Consider the following 21,974-nt stretch of genomic DNA (forward strand, 5'->3'; position numbering starts at 1 on the left):
TGAGATTTCCAAAACAGAGTATACAGCCGATAATCCAGCTATCCTTTGAGACTATCGCAAAAAGGAATTATGGGTGAGATACTGCAACAATGTATCAAATGCAAAGCTGAAGGATTTGTCAGCCTCTGACATAAACTTACCAAAAGACTTGGGACGGTGTCCTTCATAATCATCGCTGGCAACACGGTAGACATAAAGAGACACACCTAGTTTCAGGCAGGCAAAAGCCACAGCATAGCTTTCCATATCACACATGCCGATTCCCAAGTCTTCCAGCCAAGGATTTTCTTCACGGTACCTGCGAAGCAAGAAACGGTCGGCACAACCAAGCAGGACACCCTCGATTCTACCAGGCAAAGCCAAGTCCAACATTCCCTTTTGGCCACCTTTCCCATCCGGTACTATGCCTCTGCAAAACCCGAAAGCCTGCAAATCTATATCATATTGGATGCAACGATATCCCCAGCGCCCTTCGCCTATCCTGATTGAGGGTATGGTCGCTCCGCTCCATCCTACAAGGAATACTGCATCAGGCTTCGCTTCCTGAACAATCTGCATGGTATTGGCACATGCCTGGACCTTGCCTGTTCCGATAATCCCAGATTGCACCCCGTCCCGCTGTGAGCACCAACCTAGTTCACTTTTCGAAGCAGCCAGAACCAACACTTCATTTTGCATCATCACCTTCCTTGACGGCTTATCGACTCCTTGCAAGCCTACCAGACTGGAAAAAAGACTTCAATAGACATAGTAAGTCACAAAATGGAAATAAGTAGCTACCATTTTTGTACCTTATGACAGCATCGGGTTTCTAGAACTGAACATCAAGTGTCAACAGTAAAGAGGCATTATCTGACTCAAACAGAAATGACATACTTGAATAGCAGAAGTATCAGCAGTATCCTATGTTGCGAAAGTTGGATGCACCTATTCCAGTTTACTCCATGCAGAGAAAGGAGATCTGATAGTCCACTAGCAGGATATCAGCTACAACAACATGAAATTTATCGACAGCAGTACAAATCTTTTTATCGCAGATTCCCAAGGGGAACCCTTGGGACCGGAAATTCCGACATCAGCACAGTTACAGGAATCACTTGGAAATACTATCCTCTCAGCCTCTGGATGGAGAAAGGTCTTTGCAAGCTCAGGAAAAGAAGAAGACAAGGAACCAAGCATCTCAATCCCGGATCGATACCTCTGCTGCATGATGGCACTGAGCCTGGCCCATTATCTAGGTGCCTCCGATGACAACATGGCAATTTCAAAAGATAAAACCATACTTGTAGGCATTGACGCAAGGCCGACAGGACCTACAATCCTAGACCTGATGACCCGTACGCTTCTGTCATGTGGTTTCAAAGTACGTTCTCTTTTCATTGCTGCAGCACCTCAGATCATGGCTTACAGCGCCATGGAAAAAGCAGATGCCTTTCTCTACATCACAGCCTCACATAATCCCATAGGCCACAATGGAATTAAATTCGGTACCGACGGTGGCGTGTTTCCTGGTCCAATCACCGCACAGCTTGCAAAGGACCTTGTACAAATGGTCCACGATCCAAATACGGTAGTTTTCTGCAGAAAACTTATCCAGCAAACTGATATTTCTTCCTATGAACAGGTCTTGGCAGACATTCCCAATGAACATGAAAGAAGTTGTCTTGCCTACCGGAGCTTCGTATTGCAGACTGCTTCAATGGGAAAGGAAGAAAACAAGTTTCTGACACAGCTCAAGGAAAAACTGACCGCCTCTCCCATAGGTATTGTCGGAGAATTCAATGGCAGCGCAAGAGCTGCCTCAATCGACAAAGAATTTCTTGCTGAAATAGGAATCAAGACCTGTTTTATCAATGACATGCCACGACAGATTGTACATGGTATCGTCCCAGAAGGGATAAATCTTGAACCTTGCCGCAAGGCATTGGAAACGACCTATGCAAAGGATAAGGATTTCCTGCTCGGCTATGTCCCTGACAATGACGGAGACAGAGGCAACTTGGTCTATATCAAGGAATCAGACGGAAAAGCCTACATCCTCAAGGCACAGGAAGTCTTCGCCCTAGTGGCCTTGGCTGTTCTCAGCAAGATGCGTATGCTGCACCCGGATGCAAAACTGGCAATCGCCGTGAACGGACCTACATCAAATAGAATCGATGCCTTATGCCATACCCTCAATGTCGAAGTTGCTCGGGCAGAAGTCGGAGAAGCCAATGTCGTACAACTTGCACAGCAACTGCGGGACAAGGGTTACCTAGTCAAATTGCTGGGTGAAGGTTCAAACGGAGGCAATATTACCTTCCCTGCCAAAGTCAGGGATCCCATGAACACTCTGATGAGCCTTGTAGACCTGCTGACTGATCCGGATATTTTTGCGACATTTAGAAAATTATCAGGGTATAAAAACACAAACCTTACCATTGAAAACATATTGAACAGCCTGCCGAAATATTCAACCACTGATGCGTTCAGCAAACAGGCAAAGTTACACGTCACAAAAGATCACGGACTGCTGAAGACACGTTTTGAAGAGCTGTTCAGAGCATATTTTGAAAAACATAAGGAGATGTTCGAACAAAAATTCGGCATCACCAGTTGGGTAGAATATCAAATGGAAGGAACTGTCTGCAGGCAAGGTGTCGGTTCTACGTTCCGAACTCCCCCTTATAAAGGTGGATTGAAAATTTCTTTCTGCAATGAACTTGGAGTAGAAACGGATTTCATCTGGATGAGAGGTAGTGGTACAGAACCCATTTTCAGAATCTTGGTCGACTGTCGTGGATGTGACAGCGATCGGCATGATTTCCTATTGAACATGGAAAGGGAACTGATTACTCAGGCAGATACACAATAGTCCTGCAGAAAGGACACATCAATCTGCCAAGCAGAATGCATATGGCGTAGCACTAGGAAGAAAAGCTTTGCGTTTACATCAACCGGTGCTTACTTGCATATTCCTCAAAACTTACAATGATTGCGTCAGCAATATTGCCGGCCAGCAATCCAACCATTATTCCCCCGATTATATCTGAGGGATAATGTACATAAAGATACATTCGTGAAAACGAAATCAAAGCAGCCAAGACATATGCAGGAATCCAAAGCCTCAGATTCTTCCTTCCAGAAAGATACAACGCAGTAGCTGCTGCAAAAGAAGCTGAAGTATGTCCAGAAGGAAATGAAAAATCTGTCGGCCTGGGAATAAGAAGCTGTACAGCCCAATGTACATTGCAAGGCCTTATTCTCCCTACCAAAGGCTTGAGCAACAACGTACAGAAGGCCACAGAAAACAGCAACGCAAGAAGTAAAACATACCCCTGTTTTCTGTAGTCAGGCAGGAACAACAATATTACTGCACAAATAATCCAGATTGCTCCCCCTTTTCCAGCCAACGAAAGCAACGGCATAAGCCAATCCATGAAAGAAGATCGAAGATAGGTTTGGATACCATCAAGGAAATCAAATTCCTTGGTACTGCCTATTGAGGCAATCACAAAAAAGGACATCAAGGCCAAACAAATGACCAAAAGCAACAATTTCATAAATTCCGTGTTTCTTTTATGCCCCAGTCCCATACAGTGTTCCTTTCTTTTCCGCGTCCGGCTTACATGTCGCCAGGCATCGCTTTGTATTTTTTCCATAGCAAAGGCCCAAATATCGGTAGGCAGCATCCAGTTGACTGCTGACTGATTGAATACTATGACTGGCTGCAACGGCCTGTCCGTGGTTTACAAGTGATGGCAAACCATGGTTTAACAGCAATTCAATATGCCGTTGAAAATCCTCAATCCCATTTGCTTTGTATACATTCCTCCCATCTTTAAGCCAACCGTCATAGACTGGAATATCCCTGACAATGACATCGGTACCGCAAGCAAGCGCTTCCAAAACTACAATTCCTTCAGTTTCTTCATGGCTTAGAAATACAAAAACATCACTGCCACAATACGCATCTCTCAAGTCTTCCTGATCAACATAACCAGGGAACTGCAAATTATCAGGAGCTTCTGCAATTGCCTTTGTTATCTTCGAAGGTATGAGATAAGGTGCCGTGTAGCCAAACCAGAGGAAAGTGACCTGAGGCATGCTACGTGCAAGTTCAATAAATTCAACAATTCCTTTTCGTTCCATATAGTGTCCGACAGAAATCACGACTTTTCTGTCATTGCTGAAACCGAATTTTTTCCTGAAGCGCAGGCGGCACTCCCTATCCGGTTTGAAAAACTGCGTATCCACTCCATTGCTGACAACCTTTATTGGCTTAGTGATACCAGAATGTATAAGTAAGTCCCGAGAATAGACAGTAGGTGTAATGATGACATCAGCAAATCCATAGCAAAAGCAAATCCATTTTTGGAACAAGGGTGCAAGAATATCAGATCCTCTGAATGAATTACAAAAATCCTCCATTGTAGAATGAGCATAATAAATGATTTTTTTTCTTTTTATCCGTGCATATATAGCTACAAAAAGGGAATCCAAGAATATCGTGTTCACTTGTACAGCTTCAGCGTCAGCAAAAGCATATGCAAAAGGTATGCTGAGCCGGCTGATCATTTTTCTCTGATGAACGATAGCCTGTCCAATACCGCTCTTACCTACCAGACGCAAGCCACCTAGATATAGATATATACCCATCACTATCCTCCTTCTCAAACTATTTTCGGAAATATATGACGTGAAATCATGTAGAGTCCTAGGCTATAAGCCGCAATGGCAAAGGGTTTTCCCAAAAAAACAACGGCAGAAAACCTCTTCCATGACATTGAAGTAGTCCCAGCAAGATAACAGAGAATGTCATCAGGAGCTAGCGGCAGAAATATGGCAATGGCAAACATTTTGAAGAATCTCTCGGAATTTTCCGTCCATGAAGTATATTTGTCGATTAATCGTTTCGGAAACAAAGTCCCCATCAAAGGTTTCCCATAATTCCTGGCAATTCCAAATGCCAGCAGTGACCCTAGGCAAATGCCAACATAATTATAGAAAAAACCCTTTAAGGCACCAAAAAGAAGGACACCAGCAAGGCAACTGATGCCACCAGGAAGAATCGGGATGACAACTTGGACAATTTGGAACAGAATAAACAAAGCCATGCAGGCTTTGCCATATTTGTCCAGAAAAGCCTTAAGAGTATCCTGAGAAGTAAAGAGCCCTGCATGATACCCCCAGAAACCAATTAGCAGACAACTGAAAAAAGCAATAAGAGTCAGCCTTTTAATTGTTGATTTCATATAATAGTCTCTCTTGCCTTGGAAGTATGGGAGAAACCACGCGGAATAGCTAATTCCGACCTGTCAAACAATGGCATCAGTCCGATACCACTATAACTTTCATGCTGTAATTCTTTTTTAGGGATATTATATGAATTGTTTATATTTTCAAGGACAGTAATGACAATTGCCATACTCACGTTCAATGCCCATCGGATATCAGTTGTTGCTGATGGAAAAATCTCAAGATAAAGTTCATGTGCATTTGAAAACAACAATGGAACAGAATCACAAGAAAGTATAGGTATGGAACTCTTTTCCCCACTGATAGTAAAAAGAATAACCAAAAGAGAATCACCAAGCTTTTTTTCATAAGCCATATGTTCTTTCAGAGTCCCATGGAATGTTACATTATGAGGATAAGTGAAAGCGTCGGTTACGTAATGGATCAATCTGCCAAGGGCATAAAAAGTAAAAACAGAGGAATGCCGAAGTGTATCCATTTTCGTTGCAGTCCTTTGAATAGTTTTCCAAGAGTTGGCAAAATCATGTCCTCTGAAAGCTCTTGCATGTAATGATCCCTTCAAAAAAGTTCCAGGATTAAAATCTGGTTCCACACAGCCGAATCTGAATGCCTTACGTTCCAACTGTGACCTTTTTCCCAGTAATGATATATCTATCCAAGCTGCCAATGTTTTATGAGACATATATTTCATCTGTCTTCCGCTCCTATCATATTTACAGTGTAGAAGCAGAAGATTACATCAACTTAATGTATGCTTAAACGATTGTTAAACTAGTAGTCTGTAACACTTAAATATAGACTTTTAATACTACTTGCAGTATTCTTTGTATTGGAGAACAATGAAGGAGGATACTGCCATGGGATACACAAAGAGAACCATCACATTGACCGAGGAACAAAGAACATACCTGCAGGATTTCATCTCCAGGGGAGTCAGGCCGGTGCAGGCCGTCAAACGTGCAAGGCTTCTGCTGGAATGCGACACTTCAGGAGCCCGGCGGCCGGACACGGAACCGGTAATAGCGGAAAGGGTCGGGGTAAGCCTCCCGACAGTAAAGTCCGTGAAGAAGGCATTCCATGAGCTCGGCAAGGATGTCGAGGCCGTGGTCAACCGCAAGCGGAGGGAGAAAGGGCCGAGGGAGACGAAGATCACCGGCGAGATGGAGGCCCATCTCATAGCCTTGTGCTGCGGTCCGGTTCCCGAGGGCCATGCCCGATGGACCGTCAGGTTGCTTGCCGAGAAGATGGTGGAACTGGAATATATCGATGAGATATCGGCCATGTCAGTCTCGCGGACATTAAAAAAAACCGATTCAAGCCTCACCTGAAGCAGTGCTGGACCATCCCGGCCAAGCAGAACGGCGATTTCGTGGCGGCCATGGAGGATGTGCTTGACCTCTACGCACAGCCATATGACAGCCGCAGGCCGGTGGTATGTATGGATGAGAAGCCACTGCAGCTGCTGGCACACAAAAGGAAGAGCATCCCGATGGAACAGGGGAAGCCCTTGCGGGAGGATTCTGAATACGTCCGCAAGGGGACCTGCAGCATCTTCATGTTCAACGAACCGCTAGGCAAGTACCGCTATGCCGATGCAAAGGAACGCAGGACAAAGGAAGACTGGGCCCATCAGATCAAGCGGCTCGTCGACGAGGACTATCCGGATGCAGAGGTCATCCGCCTGGTCATGGACAACCTCAACACCCACAAGATCGGGTCACTGTACGACACCTTCCGTCCGGAAGAGGCCTTCCGCATCGCATCCAGACTGGAGATTCATCATACCCCGAAGCATGGCAGTTGGCTGAACATGGCCGAATGCGAACTTTCCGCATTGACCACCCAGTGCATCGAGACAAGGAGATTGCCCGATCTGGCAACGGTTTCCAGGGAGGTGTCAGCCTGGTGCCGGGACAGGAACGCAAGACAGAAAGGTATCGACTGGCAGTTCAAGACAAGCGATGCCAGAATCAAACTCAAGCGCCTTTATCCTGTAGTCAAGGAATAGTTTTAAGTGTTACAAGCTACTAGGACAGAAATGCATTGAATCTATATCCAGCACCTCTTACAGTCTGGATTAACTTCGGATTATTCGGATCAGCTTCAATTTTTTTTCGCAGTCTGTTGATATGCACGGCAACCGTAATATTGTCACCGTCACCATCCATTCCCCACAGCTGTTCATATAAATCTTCCCTGTTGAAGATTGTATCTGAATTTATCATGAGGAAACATAACAGCTCATACTCTTTGTTTGCAAGATCAATGGGTTTGTCTTTTACATACACACGGTGAGCTTGTGTATCAAGACGGATGCTGCCAATGCTAATCTGGGACTGTTCATGAAAAGAATTTCCACGCAACCTTTCAAACCTCGAAATATGCGCTTTGACCCGCGCCACAAGAACACTGGGAGAAAAAGGTTTTTCAATATAATCATCAGCTCCGAAACCAAATCCTCTGATTTTGTCTATATCCTCTCTACGTGCAGATACCATAAGAATCGGTGTATCAATCTTTTCCCGTAATTTTCTACAGATTGAAAAGCCATCCAGATCAGGCAACATCAAATCAAGAAGTATCAAGTCATAGTTGCCATTCAGACCTGCTCTCAAGCCAGTTTTTCCATTCTTTGCTATATCTACCACAAAGTCTGATAGTTCAAGATAATCTTTTTCGATTGCAGCTATGGCTTCATCATCTTCAATAATAAGTACTTGTTTCATAAAGTCTTCCCTTTCTTGAATCCCATCCTGATAACCAAACCGTGAGGTATCGCATTATAGGCTCGGGCACTCCCTCCCATTTTCTGGATTGCCTTTGCAACAAAAGCAAGTCCTAATCCACTGCCTGTTCCTGGGTTGTTCCTTGATCGGTCTGCCCGATAAAAGACATCAAACAGACGGGGCAAGTCAGTCTCCTTGACGCCAGGCCCGTCATCTGCAATCTCAACGATTATCTCTTGTTCTGTTTCTTGCATGCTGATATGCACATCAACTTGTCCACTCCGACAATACTTGATACTGTTCCCCAGTATATTTGACAGTATACGTCTTAGCTGATCAAAATCAAAAATTGCTACGGCAGGAACCAATTCCTCGACAATGTTTAAACCTTGTGCTGAGTAATGCTCCCTTTCCTCAGCCAAAAATCGGCTGATGATAACTGAAAGATCAGACGAAACAAGATGCAGGGGATATTCATCAAACTCCATTTGTGAAAAAGCAAGCAATTGAGATACCATATGGTCGATATCCATTGCTTTTGCCTTGATTGTCATAAGGTAGCTATGTTTCTTTTTTTCATCTGTTGCAACACCGTCAAGCAGTCCCTCTACATATGCCTGAATGGAAGTCAAGGGAGAACGCAAGTCATGGGAAATATCTGCCATAAGTTCTTTCCGGTCATTTTCATCTTGTATCAACTGTTTTTCAGAAGCTTGCAACCTCATGGCCATTTCGTTGAAAGCCCTGCAAATTGGCAAAAATTCATTTTCTTCTGTAAATTCAAGCCTGTATTCAAGATTTCCTTGACCTAATTGTTTTTCTCCTTCCGCCAGTAAATCAAGGGGATCCTTGATTTTTCTAAAAACAAATTTTGTCAGGAACCGATTGGTCAGCCTCACTGAAAAGAAAATGGTAAAAGCTAGGAAAATCAAGGCAAGGGCAACGACACTCTTTACAGAAGCATAGGATTTGTTACTCTGACTGCTGAACAACAGCAACCGATAAGGCTTGTTTCCTACAGAAAACGTATGAGAATAAAGATTTCTCTCTCCATTTGAGACCACTCCGTTATCATGGAAAAGAGATACAGCTTTGAGCAACTGCATATCTTCAGGTTTTTTTTCTCCGTAACTGAAATATTCCAAAGACCCTTCATAGATAACCAACGTCATCGAACTACGGTCAAGGATACGGCTCAACCGTGCAATTTTGCTTTTCATGTCCGCAGCAGAGCTGGAAAGCTCCTCTTCGACTAAGGTTGAAATGCCCTGGCTTGCAGAAAAAAAATCTTCACTATCCTCAAAACCAACTCCAGTACTGCGAGTAATCGTAAACCAGATACCAGCAACACAGAGACCAGCAATAAGAAAGGTAATGAGTACTGGTACGAGTATCATGTAAAGATTGGAAAGAGCCAATCGTTTCTCTATAGTCATTGCATACTTCACTCCTGTCTACAAAAAATGAACGATCCTAGTATAGCATGCAAATCAACGCAGATGTTTAACTCCCGTTAAATTGCCACATAGACAGATCGTTCCTTTCCTATTTCGTTTTGTCAGGATTGATTTTTACCAAAATTGTTTCAGAACAGCACCCTCAAGGCATTGCCATAGAACAACTTGTCCAAGACAGACATACTCAGATCAGTATGCTCATGCAGATAAGTATAGAAATCAGGCATCCCTGAAATATCCTTCGGTTCATAGGAACCGTCGATACCGTCATAGTCTGGACCTATTGCCAGGATATCCTCTCCACCGACTTGGTACAGATGAAGTATATGTTTGGCCAATCCCTGATATGTCGCCTTGGGTTCAGGTCCTTCTTCAACAAACGGAGGGAAGAAATTGATTCCTACGACTCCTCCGGTATCTGCTATACCCTTTATCTGTTCGTCAGTAAGGTTCCTCTGATGATTGCATAAACTACGGCAATTGGAATGTGAAGCAATGACTGGACGCTTTGCCCTTTCCAGCAGATCTGCAATCCCCTTGTCATTGAGATGACTGACATCAATGAGCACCTTGCAGGCTTCCAATGCCTCGGCAATCTCAAATCCCTTGTCCTTCAAGCCCATGGACATGACATTCCGATCCGTACTGGTAGGATAAGCCAAATCATTTTCAAAGTTCCAGGTAAGTGTTGAAATCCTTACGCCCCAGTCATAGAATTTTTTTACATTTGCCACATCACCTTTGTAAACAGCACCTTCTTCAATGGAAAGGATTGCACTCGTCTGCTTGCTTTCATAGCCAGCTCTGTCCGAAATAAGTGAAATAAGATCCTTGTTCTCATCGAATTCCCGCTTCTGGATCCCATGAAGCTTTTCAAGGTAGGAAAAAGCATCCGGATGTTTGTCCAGCGGGACAAAAAAGGCAAATGTAGTAAGGCTCTTGAATCCACTTAGTTTTTCAAGTGAGAGATCAAAATCATTAGACCTAAGGTTTCCACCTTCCTGCTCAATTTTAAAAATCGTATCCGAATGTAAAGTAACCAGTTGTTTCATAAAGTCGAATTCTACTCCTCATATATTAGCTTTACGACAGGGCAGGACATCAACGTCTGCGCCTTGCCGGCCTAGGATCCTTGCCCTCAAGCCCCTGCAAATCATAAATTTCATTTACCAGTCCCTGGAGAGTCAATTCACGGCGTTCCTTAGTCGCTAGTTCACACTCCCAGACAATGAATACACGATAGCCCATTTGCTGCAGTTTCTGTCGTACCTGCAAGTCTCTTCTGCGATTCCTTTCAATTTTCTTTTGCCAGAACTCCGTATTGGTTTTCGGCAAAACAAACTTCGGGCAACCTTCATGCCCGTGCCAGAAGCAACCATTGAAAAAAATAACTGTCCTATAGCGTGGCAGGACAATATCAGGACTCCCAGGCAAAGAACGGTCATTCTTCCTATAACGGAAACCATGGGCAAACAGATATTTTCTCAGGAGTACTTCACCTTTGGTATCCTTACCTCGGATGCGGCCCATCATCCATGACCGCCATGCACTCCCATTCCTATCCATGGTCAGTCCCTGAGCCCCAAGGCCGCAATAGCAGCTCCGATGGTAGGTGAATTATCAATATGGACAAAAGTCACGTATCGGTGGTGTACCTTCGTAAGGAACTGCTCAAGATAATATTCGGTATACTTTTCCAAATAGGCAGTCTTGTAGTAGGTAGTACCGTCTGCATTGATACAGACAGGATGCAGAGGGTCCATTCCTATATCTGTCTTGAGAACAGCACTGGCAAGGTTCGCCGCCGTTTGTTTACCGGCCCGTTCAATAATTGATTCAAGTATATGCCAAAGGGCAATTGCATCCTTTTCATTTCCCTCTACACAACGAACAAGCTTATAGTCATGGTTGAACGGCATCTCCAGATAATGGCTCATCTGTGTGGTATCTACATCACCTTCAGCCTCAAAGCGTTTACCGAAGGCTTCAGACAACACCTTGCATTCGACAGCCTTGCGCAAGACAAGGGAACTCATTGCTCCCAGATAGGCACCGCTGATCATTTTTTCAAAATGGTAGGCATCCGGCTCCTTGGTTCCCGCTACGAACAATTCATCTATCTTTCCTCCGGGACTGTCAAAATTTCCGGATTCCACATTGATGACCTGACGGCCGGAGGGCAGACCGCTGACCTTGGTAATCTCTTTATTGTCTTCTACATAGGCAGTATTCGTACCCGTTCCAAGGATAAAACCGACATATCCTCCATAATGGCTTCTGGAGCCCTCGGCCATGCCAGCAAGGAGCGTCGTAACTGTATCATTGACTACAGCCAGCCTCTTGTTCTGCACCGCATGGCCTCTTCTTCCCAACTCTTCCAGCAAGCGCCGACCAATCCTTGTTCCGATAACCTGAGGAGCTTTTATTTCTTTTGAGAACTTTACAGGAATACCGTCATGGTCTGCTGTAATGGTAGCAGCGTAACTGAAACAGAAACCTATATAGTCTGATTTGTCGATGATAGGTTCAACCTGATTGGCAAAGATGGAAAAGAATTCATCAGCTGTTACTTCCCGGTCACTGCCAGGCATGGTAGTTTTTCTGAAATCAGTAATCTGAGGTTCAAAATGCTCATCGAAAGTTACCAGGCATGTCCTGAGATTGGTACCCCCGGCATCAATGACAATGACCTGTTCACCAGGCACAATCTTGATTGATTCACTGACATAGGTAGGTATCATATCAAGGGAACTTTCCTTCCCCTGCAATCCTTTTTTCATTTCGTCAAGAAAGCTGTCACAAAGCACCTGCATATCAACTTTCTCAGGCAAGATGCCCCATGTATTCAGAAAATCATATGTCTTTTTGTCCATAACCTCATCCTTTCTCCTGATTCCCCGTATAACGGATATGATTTAAAATCATTGTCGAGTATAGTAAAAAAAAAACTTGTTTTCAATTGAACGAAGGAAGCCCCATCCGTCAAGTTTCCATTTTCTTTCCGTTTACTGAAAATTCCACAGGGGTAATGTCCAAGTTTCCATCTGCATCACCAGCAAGTATGAAGACTCCTTCCACATGGACTTGTACAGTTACCCGGATACCGGAGACAGTCATATCCATTGCAAGTGCCGCTTTTGGATATGTACCTGTCAGTACGCCGCTCATCATCTTCCCATATGTCATCCCTGTCTGGTACTTGATGGCACAGGTGCCATCGAGTATGGCTTCTCCTTCTTTCCAATCGTGTACGGTCAGCCTTTTCCTTATGATTGGAGCCAATGGATCTGAAGCACGGGAAAGCAATAGCTGCAAGGAATTTCCATTCTCCGAAGTATCACTGGCTTCGGGAAAATAAGCAAGAAAAGATGAAAGATCTGCATGATCAAAAATAACGGCAGAAGGTAATCCTGTAGAGGCATCCGATTCCATGCCTATGGTTGGGATTTCCCTGTCCTTTGTCGAAATGAAATTCCCACAAGCAACAAATGCAGCATCTTTGATAGCTCCCATGGCTACAAGTACATCATCCGATGTCGGATCAGAAGCAGATAATGCCATCGGCAGACTTAGCAAACCTATCGCTATAAAGGTCAATATCCTTCTGTTCATGGCAACTCCCTTCCGGTATCTTACAGGTCACCCCAGCGGGTAACAAAACAACCGGGATTATGCTATACTTTCCTCTATGAACAAGGAACACAATCGGCAAAGTTCAATCTTATGGTACGACTTGGAGACCTTCGGCCTCAAGTCCCACTATGACAGAATAGCACAGTTTGCAGCAATAAGGACAGACTTGGACCTCAACGTCATAGGCACACCGATTGTCTGGTACTGCAGACTCAGCGAAGATTACCTGCCAAGTGCCGAAGCCTGCATGGTCACAGGTATAACTCCGCAGGAAGCCAATGCGAAGGGAATGAATGAAAGTCAGTTCATCAGCAGGATCAGGGATGAATTCATGGTACCGAATACGACGGTAACCGGTTTCAACTCAATTAATTTTGATGATGAGTTCATCCGCAATGCCCTTTATCGCAATCTTTTCGACCCTTATGAGAGGGAATATGCAAATGGTTGCTCAAGATGGGATATCATCAATCTTGTCAGAGCGGCATATGACTTGAGACCGGAAGGAATCAGCTGGCCGCCAAAGACTCCGCTTGGCAGGCCGTCGTTCAAGCTTACAGAGCTTACGAAAGCCAACGGCATAGACCAGACTGGAGCCCACGATGCACTGGTCGATGTAAGGGCTACGGTTGAAGTTGCAAGACTGATCAAGCAGAAACAGCCGAAACTTTATAATTGGAGCTACCGGTTACGAGAAAAAAAGGTCATCAAGGACCTGCTTGCTCCAGACCCATTGCAAAGGAAACCCTTGCTATATACCAGCACGCATTTTCAAGAAGAAGGCAAGGAGTCCTGTACCCGGCTTATATTCCCTATTACAGCATCCTCCAGCAACAAGAACAATATCTATTGCTTTGATCTGAGCAAAGATATCTCAGCACTTGAGGAAGCAAAGGGAGAAGAGATCTTCAATGTGGACGGACTGATCAAGGTAGGCTTGAACCGTTGTGAATTTGTCAGTCCCTATGCCCATATACTTACGCCGGACATGGAAACAAAACTGCAGATCGATCGCGGCAACTGCATACGCAAGGCAAGGAAACTGTATACAAATCCTGCAATCTACCAGAAGCTGCGATATAATGAAAAAAATGAATTCGAAGTCAACAGTGACGTAGATTACCAGATCTACTGTGGTTTTTTCAGGGATCGAGACCAGCAGAAATTTGCCATGGTCAGGAATGCAGCACCGCAGGATAAAATGGAAATGCTAAAACTTGGTTTCGATGACAAACGTGCCCCTCAGTTGATCTGGAGGTATATCTGTCGTAACTGGCCGGAAACATTGACAGGAAACGACAAGGACAAATGGAAGATGTTCTGTCTTGAAAGGCTCTCAACCCCACCCAACGATATTATACCTGATCTGGAAGACTATGGCGAATTGGAAAAAATGCTGAAAGAAGGTACGATTGAAGAAGACAAGAGGCCTGTTGTCCAACAGCTGATTGCCTACAGAGATGAATTGCTGGAGAGGTTAAGGGAGAAATGAACATGGACAATCTGCCGCCAATAGGGAAAAACATCCAGAAGTTGAGAGCCAGCCGCCATTTGACATTGAACATCCTCAGTGAAAGATCCGGTGTCTCAAAGGCAATGCTCAGCCAAATTGAAAGCGATAAAGTCAATCCGACAGTAGCGACCGTCTGCAAGATTGCCAGAGGACTCAACGTCGACTTGCAGGACCTGCTGAATGATGACCTTACACCGAAGAGAGATTTTATCATGAATCCGACAATGAACTCGGGACACATGATAGAAATGGAAGAAAACGGAGTCAGAATCAGGATTCTGTCCCCATTGAACATGGTGGAAGACCTGGAAATGTATCTGATACATTTCCAGCCACATACAGTCCTTTCAAGTGATCCCCATTTTCCCGGGACACAGGAATTCCTAACGGTAATGAAAGGTACCGTTGAAGTCACTGCAGGGAATAACCATTGTACGATGAAGAAAGATGATTTCCTCATGTACCATTGTGATATAGAACATACTATTATTTGCAACAGCAATCAGGGTGCACTGGTGCATATGGTAGTCCGCTATAACAGAAACAAAGAATAAACAATCTGTTCAAACCCGAATGAATTCAATATACTACAGAAATTACAGGAATCGGAGACAAAGATACCCATGGCAGAATTGATAGATAAATTATCTGAATATACCCAGCAGCTTGCAGATCTGGATGCCAGATTGGCAGAGCCTGCTACGCTCAAGGACATGAAGCAATACAAAAAACTTATGGTTGAAAGATCCCATCTGGCACCAATTGTGGAAGAAATAACAAATATGTCCAATCTGTCTTCCCAAATCACAGAAACCGAAGAGATGCTGGAGGATGAGACAGATCCAGAGTTACTGAATATGGCAAAGGAAGAACTTGCTCAGCTGAAGGATGATTATATAAACAGCGAGAAGCATTGCAAGATGCTTCTTGTTCCTCCTGACCCCCTTGAAGGCAAGAATATAATCATGGAAATCAGAGCAGGAACAGGGGGCGACGAAGCTGCCCTTTTTGCTGCTGATTTGTTTCGCATGTATTATCACTATGCAGAGACAAAGAGTTGGAAAATCGAAATAATGAATTCCAATGCAACCGAACTAGGTGGTTATAAGGAAATCGTCTTTTCCATCAGCGGCAAGGATGTATATGGTTCCCTTCGCTGGGAAAGCGGAGTACACAGGGTCCAAAGAGTTCCGGAAACTGAAAACGGAGGTCGTATACATACTTCGGCAGTTACCGTGGCAGTTCTACCTGAAGCAGAGGAAACGGACATTGAAATCAAACAGGAAGATTTGAAAATTGATGTCATGAGGGCTGGTGGACCTGGAGGACAATGTGTCAATACGACAGACAGTGCTGTCAGGATAACGCATATCCCTACCGGCATCGTGGTCATCCAACAGGATGAGAAAAGCCAACTCAAGAACAAAAACAAGGCAATGAGAGTGCTTCGCTCACGCCTGTACGATATGGAAGAAGCCAGAAAACAAAAAGAAAGATCGGCAGAAAGGAAAAACCAAGTGGGAAGCGGAGACCGAAGCGAACGTATCCGTACCTACAACTTTCCTCAGAACCGTTTTACTGACCATAGGATCAACCTGACATTGTATAAGCTTGATTACATCATGCAGGGAAATCTGGATGAACCGATCGAAGCTCTGAAAATTGCAGCCGGCGAAGCTGCAATGAAGGATATCTGATATGGATCAGCAGGATGTAAATGTAAGAGGGCAACTTGTGTCGGCTACCCGCATGCTGGCATCCTGCAGTGATACTCCTGATCTTGATGCCCGTCTGCTTATGATGAAAGCTACGGGCTGGGATATGGTACAGCTTCTCGTCAATGACAGAGAAGTGCTTGCGGCACCTGCAAAGGAAACCTTCAGGGATCTTCTGAAAAAGAGGCTTGCCTCTGTTCCCGTAGCTTATCTACTTGGTGAAAAAGAATTCTACGGAAGGATGTTCAAGGTTTCTCCTGCAACCTTGATTCCCCGGCCTGATACTGAGACCTTGGTTGAAACTTCAATCGGATTCATCAAGAATGAACATCTTGAACGGGGTTTGGATGTGTGTACGGGTACCGGCTGTGTAGGCATTTCCTTGGAAATGGAAACCGGAATCCCGTTTACGCTTTCAGATATCAGTACAGAAGCCCTTCAGATTGCCAAGGAAAACCATCAAAGACTCATAGGTAATGATATTGATCACATACTAAAGACAGATTTGCTGGAGGGGTTGCCCACATATGACATCATAGTCTCCAATCCACCATATCTTACCAAGCTCTGGTGTAAGGAAGCGAATCAAGAAGTGCAACATGAACCGATATCAGCGTTGTTCGGCATGGGAAACGATGGACTGGATATAATCCGGCGCCTGATAGCACAGGCTCCGTCCCATCTGTCTTCAGGAGGCCGTCTGATGTTGGAATGTGACTATAGGCAGGTTTCTCTTGTTGCTGCCATGCTGGAAAAGGCAGGATTTACCGCTGTTGGCATCTGGAAAGATCTAAGTGGCAAGGACAGAGTCGTCGGAGGCAGGTTATGTACGAACAATTAATCGAAAGATTTTTGCTCAGAGCAAAGAGATACTCACCAGAAGCCCAAGAAAAGATACGCCAAGCCGTCCTATATTCTGCTCAGGAACATGAAGGCCAGAAACGCAAGAGCGGTGAACCATATATCATCCATCCTATTGCAGTAGCAGAAATCCTTATACAGCTTAATATGGACGCAGATACCGTCTGCGCAGGATTGCTTCATGATACGCTGGAAGACACAAGTGCAACCTATGACGTGCTGGAAGAGAAATTCGGTAAGACAGTTGCAGATCTCGTTGACAGTGTAACCAAGATAGAAATACTGAAGACAGACAGCAAATCTGTCCAGGAAGCTGAAACCATCAGGAAAATGTTCATTGCAATGAGCAAGGATGCAAGGGTAATCATCATCAAGCTGGCAGACAAACTGCACAACATGCGGACCGTCGAACATCTTTCTCCACAACGTGCAAAGGAATTCAGCAGGGAGACACTTGACATCTATGCTCCATTGGCCGACCGCCTTGGTATCTCATGGGTAAAGGATGAGCTTGAAGACCTGTCTTTGAAAACGATCAGCCCTGATACGTACACATATATCCAAGACTACATGCTCAGCAAAAAAAGCGAGCAGACTGCCTATCTGAAGCGAATTGAAAAATCAATAATGACCGCTTGTGCCGAAGAACATCTGGGAAATGTACTTATCTCCAGCAGGGCCAAACATGCCTATTCCGTCTACATGAAAATGAAGAAAAGGAAAAAGGATATTGAAGAAATCTATGACCTGCTGGGTGTCAGGATTCTCTGTGACAGTACTCCTGAATGTTATCAGATATTAGGTATCGTCCACAGGCTCTGGCCTCCGATAGAAGGTCGCTTCAAAGACTATATCGCCATGCCTAAGGCAAACAATTACCAGAGTCTGCATACAACGGTCATGGCTTTGGATGGTAAATTGCTGGAAATCCAAATCAGGACAAAAGCCATGCACCAGATAGCAGAATATGGTATCGCTTCCCATTGGAAATATAAAGTCGATAGCGGAAGTCAGCCTCAGCTAGGCAAAGGCCTGGATGAAAAACAATTCGGCAAATTGCTTCAACAAATGGAAAACTGGTCTGATGAAATTTCCCATAACCCGACATTTATGGATGACCTCAAGACTGAATTGCTCAAGGATACCATTTTTGTCTTCACCCCACAGGGACATCTGATCGAACTGCCATACAATGCAACGGCTTTGGATTTCGCATACAAGATTCATACGGAAGTCGGAAACCATACGGCAGGAGCAAAAGCAAACGGTTCCATAATTTCTCTAGGAGAAAGGCTGAAATCCACGCAGGTCATTGAAATACTTACAAGCCCGAATGCACATCCCCATCTTTCGTGGCTCCGCTATGCGCAGACTTCAAGTGCAAAGAAAAAAATCAAGGCATGGCTGAACAAGAATGATGCTTCAATCCTTATTGAAAAGGATATAATCGCAAAATCCCTTCCCAGCATGGATGTCCAGAACAGTTCTGCAAAACCTACGTTCGACAAAAATGAGATAATCAGAACCGTTGAAGATCAAAGCAAGATGACTTTGAAAGTCGGCGATGAGACAAACATGCTGATCCATCTTGCCCAATGCTGCCATCCGCAGCATGGAGATGCAATCGTAGGGTATGTAAGCAGGGGCAGAGGCATCATCGTCCACAAGAAGAACTGTCCAAACCTTAGGAATATGAAGGAAATAGCTGAGAGGACAGTAGAAGTTGAGTGGGATACGGCAACTGCAAAGGCCCATAGGAAATATAGGGTAACCAGTAAGGTTACCTATGATTTGTTTTCTGAAATTGAAGGTGCAATCAAGAAATACCAGGGACATCTGATCGAAGGACGTCTTTTTGACAGTGATGACGGCAAGCTTGTAGGAACTTTTACCATTGAAGTCGACCATGTCTCTGATTTCAGGTACATAACAAAAGCCCTCAAGCAACTTCCCTCAATCAACACAGTAAGTGCCATCAGCTAAAGGACTCCGATGTATTTTATTTTTCGTAACTTCACCCCCATATCCTTTGTTTACTTCGTTAGGACAAGAAAATGGTAGATAAGAATAGGTTGCTGACATGGCTATGTATTGTTGCAACACTTTTGCTCGCGGTTTCCTGCAGTACTGCTGCTGCAGTTGATCAGAAAGCAGAAGTTCCCCCTGTCGTATGTACAGGTCAAATTACTTCAATTGACAAATATGGGAACGTAACCTTGAATATCCCTACCAAGGCCATGCTTGACCAAGGCGTCTCATTCGGTGATACGCTCGAGGTCCGGTTTGACAATGGATTTCAGTTTGATGCACTTCTGCTACCCGAGTATTCAGTAAAAGATGGTGCATACATGGTCCTAGGTGGCGCAGGATCATTCCCGCTCTACCTTTCCATCAACCACGGTGACCTTGCCGACAAAGCTTCGGTCAGAATCGGCAACAGTGTCAGCATGACACTATTGCCAACAGCCATCACAAGGAAAACAGCAAATCAAACGACCTGATACCGTTTATTCCTCAATGACTCGAATTATTTCAGGGAGGAGTTGCTTCTTCCTGGAAAGAACACCAGGAAGGCTGTAGGTCTTGTCTTCTACCTTCTCATATGCCAGTTTATATTCGACGGTATCCAGACCTGTCGTCAGCAATATGCTGTTTTCCTTGATTACGTTGGTAATAAGGAAAAGAGCCCAGTCAAGGCCATTTGACTTTTTGACTTCTTCAAGTACAGCAAGATACTTCTGCCGATATTCCTCAAGGTCCCGAAGCGTCGTTACTTCACATTGCCCGATGCCAAGCCTCAGGCCTCCTTCCTTGTACATCTTGAAGTCCCCGTCGATGACCGCCCTAGGTTCTCTTTGGCTTAAAGTCAAGGAACTGGAGAACATCTGCTGACCGAAGGCAACAAGGTCATCGACTTCTCCGGCCTTGCACAGCACATCAGCAATTCTTTTATCCTCTTCTGTCGTAGTCGGACTCTTCAGGATCACTGTATCACTGACCAACCCTGAAAGCAGTATCCTGGCGCTTTGCTTGTCAATGCACACACCATGCCGCTCATAAAGCTGGGTGACCAAGGTACAGGTCGATCCCAACGGAGAACAGTAGATGGAAATCGGATTTTTCATCTTAGGAGCCCCGAAACGGTGGTGGTCTATGATACCCACGACCTCGGCTTCCTCAATGCCATTGACAGCCTGTTCAATCTCATTATGATCGACCAATATGACCTTCGTCCGCGGCTTTTCAAGGAAACACCGTCTGGTAACGAAGCCTTTCCATTCAGTGCCTTCAAATATGGGAAGACCACGTAATGTACTGCTTGTAAGAGCCGACTTTGCCTCATCAAACAACGCATTGATATCGACCGGAGCCGGACTGTTTTCAAGCAGTTCGCCTACGGGAATGCAAAGTCTGAGCAACCGTAAGGTCTCAGAAGTATCGGCATCACTGACAAATACAGCTCCTTTGAAAGCTGAGAAATCCACCAGCCGCGATATGCTGTCACTCATCTTTGTCAGAATGATCATAGGCACCTGCCGGACAATTGCCTCAAGGATAGGCTCGATACGGTCTCCTACGACAAAAATCGGCAGCAGGTCATCGCTGATGGTATCGAAATATTCCTTGAACCGGGCAAAGCTCATGGCACCGACGACAATCTGTGCCTTGATGGTTCCGGCGGTTCCTTTCTTGATGAAATGTCCCTTGAGCACCTTCGGCAGATTGTCTATGTCAATGTGATAAAAAGGCCGGGAAACGCTCACTTCCCGAAGGAAGTACCGGTTGATCTCATCAATGCTGAGCAATCCGGCAAAAACACCGTCTTTCAGGACAGGAATCACTGAAATACTATACTTCTCAAAGATTGATATCAATTCATGAAGAGGTTGCTGGTAATCAATTGTAATGGAAGAATTTGCCATCACTTTAGAAACTCTGCAACGGACATCCTTGATGAATGCAGGAGCAGGCACGCCTACCCTTTCAAACACATCCTTCGTAGCATCATTGAGATTACCACATCTGACAGGCTGGTATACATGTTGCTTGTCAAGTACATTCTGCAATTTGGCATAGGCCCATGCACTGCATACGCTGTCCATGTCAGGATTCCTATGTCCGCAGACATATATGATATTATCCAACGTTCTCTCCTTTTCTTGTGTGTATTACCTTATAGCATAGAAGTGTTGCTTGCAATAAAAAAAGATGCTGCAGGAAAAGATCCATTATCAACTTTTCATATCTCAGACAAATCAGTATGCTGGAACCATAACGCAAGAAAAGGAGTTTTTCAATGAATATTGTTATTGCAAATGATCATGGGGCAGTTGACCTGGCTGCCAGAATCGTTGACCATCTTGTCAAGAAAGGACATACGGTAAACTACCTCGGTGTAAAAACCACTGATTCAGTGGACTATCCTGACATGGCAGAACAAGCCTGCAAGGTCTTCAACGACGGAGGATATGACTTTGGTATTGTCTGCTGCGGAACAGGTATAGGGATTTCCATCAGTGCCAATAAGATCAAGGGCATCCGTTGTGCACTGCCACAGAATTGCTATGCTGCAGAAAAAGCCAAGCAGCACAATAATGCCAATTTCCTTGCCTTCGGCGGCAGGATAGACTATCAGGAAGATCCTTTGGATATGATTGATGCATTCATGGCTGCAAGTTTTGAGGGGGGACGTCACCTACGCAGAGTCAACAAGATCATGGCACTTGAAGGAAAATAAGCAATTGCCATGACAATACGACAAGCAATTCCTGGGAAAAGCCAGAAGTTGCTTTTTTTTTGCAGCCAGACAATCAGAACAGAAAGTTGCTGC

General features: G+C 44.6%; 22 protein-coding genes. 10 read left to right on the top strand and 12 right to left on the bottom strand.

The features are described from left to right. Positions 1-51 precede the first annotated feature (51 nt). On the bottom strand, positions 52-678 hold the full coding sequence (locus LKE40_06695) for a hypothetical protein (protein ID MCH3917136.1): 627 nt from the start codon (positions 676-678) through the stop codon (positions 52-54). Positions 679-997: 319 nt separating this feature from the next. On the opposite strand from LKE40_06695, the gene LKE40_06700 reads away from it, so the two are divergent. After that, positions 998-2,854: a phosphoglucomutase gene (locus LKE40_06700; protein MCH3917137.1), complete on the top strand. Its 1,857-nt coding sequence runs from the start codon at positions 998-1,000 to the stop codon at positions 2,852-2,854. Between the two features lie 73 nt (positions 2,855-2,927). Here LKE40_06700 and LKE40_06705 read toward each other — a convergent pair whose 3' ends face one another. The 4 genes from LKE40_06705 to LKE40_06720 are packed head-to-tail and all read right to left on the bottom strand — an operon-like array spanning position 2,928 to position 5,929. After that, the gene (locus LKE40_06705) at positions 2,928-3,575 is read right to left on the bottom strand and encodes a phosphatase PAP2 family protein (protein ID MCH3917138.1); all 648 of its coding nucleotides are present in this window, start codon (positions 3,573-3,575) and stop codon (positions 2,928-2,930) included. Next, on the bottom strand, positions 3,559-4,638 hold the full coding sequence (locus LKE40_06710) for a glycosyltransferase family 4 protein (GenBank protein ID MCH3917139.1): 1,080 nt from the start codon (positions 4,636-4,638) through the stop codon (positions 3,559-3,561). The genes LKE40_06705 and LKE40_06710 overlap by 17 nt, the downstream gene beginning before the upstream one ends. A gap of 14 nt (positions 4,639-4,652) precedes the next feature. Then, on the bottom strand, positions 4,653-5,234 hold the full coding sequence (locus tag LKE40_06715; GenBank protein ID MCH3917140.1) for a TVP38/TMEM64 family protein: 582 nt from the start codon (positions 5,232-5,234) through the stop codon (positions 4,653-4,655). Further along, positions 5,231-5,929, bottom strand: coding sequence for a zinc dependent phospholipase C family protein (locus LKE40_06720; protein MCH3917141.1), 699 nt, complete (start codon positions 5,927-5,929; stop codon positions 5,231-5,233). Before LKE40_06720 ends, LKE40_06715 begins: the two co-directional genes overlap by 4 nt. Positions 5,930-6,050: 121 nt before the next feature. Here LKE40_06720 and LKE40_06725 point away from each other — a divergent pair, with 121 nt between their 5' ends. Beyond that, the gene (locus LKE40_06725; protein ID MCH3917142.1) at positions 6,051-6,566 is read left to right on the top strand and encodes a helix-turn-helix domain-containing protein; all 516 of its coding nucleotides are present in this window, start codon (positions 6,051-6,053) and stop codon (positions 6,564-6,566) included. A gap of 14 nt (positions 6,567-6,580) precedes the next feature. After that, positions 6,581-7,246: an IS630 family transposase gene (locus tag LKE40_06730; GenBank protein ID MCH3917143.1), complete on the top strand. Its 666-nt coding sequence runs from the start codon at positions 6,581-6,583 to the stop codon at positions 7,244-7,246. A 19-nt stretch (positions 7,247-7,265) separates the two neighbouring features. On the opposite strand, the gene LKE40_06735 is transcribed toward LKE40_06730, so the two are convergent. The 6 genes from LKE40_06735 to LKE40_06760 all read right to left on the bottom strand — a co-directional run bounded on the left by LKE40_06735 (position 7,266) and on the right by LKE40_06760 (position 13,033). Continuing rightward, complete coding sequence (locus LKE40_06735; protein ID MCH3917144.1) at positions 7,266-7,964, bottom strand: response regulator transcription factor; 699 nt, start codon at positions 7,962-7,964, stop codon at positions 7,266-7,268. After that, positions 7,961-9,400 (bottom strand): HAMP domain-containing histidine kinase, encoded by a 1,440-nt coding sequence (locus tag LKE40_06740; protein ID MCH3917145.1) that lies wholly within the window; start codon positions 9,398-9,400, stop codon positions 7,961-7,963. Before LKE40_06740 ends, LKE40_06735 begins: the two co-directional genes overlap by 4 nt. A gap of 149 nt (positions 9,401-9,549) precedes the next feature. Continuing rightward, the gene (locus LKE40_06745; protein ID MCH3917146.1) at positions 9,550-10,473 is read right to left on the bottom strand and encodes a dipeptidase; all 924 of its coding nucleotides are present in this window, start codon (positions 10,471-10,473) and stop codon (positions 9,550-9,552) included. Between the two features lie 49 nt (positions 10,474-10,522). Further along, on the bottom strand, positions 10,523-10,987 hold the full coding sequence (locus tag LKE40_06750; protein MCH3917147.1) for a very short patch repair endonuclease: 465 nt from the start codon (positions 10,985-10,987) through the stop codon (positions 10,523-10,525). Positions 10,988-10,989: 2 nt separating this feature from the next. After that, on the bottom strand, positions 10,990-12,294 hold the full coding sequence (locus LKE40_06755; protein ID MCH3917148.1) for a hexokinase: 1,305 nt from the start codon (positions 12,292-12,294) through the stop codon (positions 10,990-10,992). Positions 12,295-12,403: 109 nt separating this feature from the next. Then, a complete protein-coding gene (locus tag LKE40_06760; protein ID MCH3917149.1) occupies positions 12,404-13,033 on the bottom strand; it encodes a hypothetical protein in 630 nt (209 codons plus the stop codon). Between the two features lie 76 nt (positions 13,034-13,109). Here LKE40_06760 and sbcB point away from each other — a divergent pair, with 76 nt between their 5' ends. From sbcB to LKE40_06790, 6 genes are all read left to right on the top strand, one after another. Further along, positions 13,110-14,546, top strand: a complete 1,437-nt coding sequence (sbcB, locus tag LKE40_06765; GenBank protein ID MCH3917150.1) for an exodeoxyribonuclease I — start codon at positions 13,110-13,112, stop codon at positions 14,544-14,546. Positions 14,547-14,548: 2 nt separating this feature from the next. Then, positions 14,549-15,121, top strand: coding sequence for an XRE family transcriptional regulator (locus tag LKE40_06770; protein MCH3917151.1), 573 nt, complete (start codon positions 14,549-14,551; stop codon positions 15,119-15,121). Positions 15,122-15,190: 69 nt separating this feature from the next. Further along, positions 15,191-16,264 (top strand): peptide chain release factor 1, encoded by a 1,074-nt coding sequence (prfA, locus tag LKE40_06775; GenBank protein ID MCH3917152.1) that lies wholly within the window; start codon positions 15,191-15,193, stop codon positions 16,262-16,264. 1 nt (position 16,265) lies between these two features. Next, positions 16,266-17,123 (top strand): peptide chain release factor N(5)-glutamine methyltransferase, encoded by an 858-nt coding sequence (gene prmC / locus LKE40_06780; GenBank protein ID MCH3917153.1) that lies wholly within the window; start codon positions 16,266-16,268, stop codon positions 17,121-17,123. Then, positions 17,108-19,126 (top strand): bifunctional (p)ppGpp synthetase/guanosine-3',5'-bis(diphosphate) 3'-pyrophosphohydrolase, encoded by a 2,019-nt coding sequence (locus tag LKE40_06785; protein MCH3917154.1) that lies wholly within the window; start codon positions 17,108-17,110, stop codon positions 19,124-19,126. Before prmC ends, LKE40_06785 begins: the two co-directional genes overlap by 16 nt. Before the next feature lie 71 nt (positions 19,127-19,197). Continuing rightward, positions 19,198-19,644, top strand: a complete 447-nt coding sequence (locus tag LKE40_06790) for a hypothetical protein (GenBank protein MCH3917155.1) — start codon at positions 19,198-19,200, stop codon at positions 19,642-19,644. A 6-nt stretch (positions 19,645-19,650) separates the two neighbouring features. Here LKE40_06790 and LKE40_06795 read toward each other — a convergent pair whose 3' ends face one another. After that, positions 19,651-21,288 carry a putative manganese-dependent inorganic diphosphatase gene (locus LKE40_06795; protein MCH3917156.1) on the bottom strand — a complete coding sequence of 546 codons (1,638 nt, stop codon included), beginning with the start codon at positions 21,286-21,288 and terminating at the stop codon, positions 19,651-19,653. A 152-nt stretch (positions 21,289-21,440) separates the two neighbouring features. Between LKE40_06795 and rpiB the strand changes: the two genes are divergently transcribed. After that, entirely contained in the window at positions 21,441-21,881 is a 441-nt protein-coding gene (gene rpiB, locus LKE40_06800) for a ribose 5-phosphate isomerase B (protein ID MCH3917157.1), read from the top strand. The last annotated feature ends 93 nt before the right edge of the window (positions 21,882-21,974 follow it).

The organism is Spirochaetia bacterium, from assembly GCA_022482625.1.
Classification (GTDB): Bacteria; Spirochaetota; Spirochaetia; order Sphaerochaetales; family Sphaerochaetaceae; genus Pleomorphochaeta.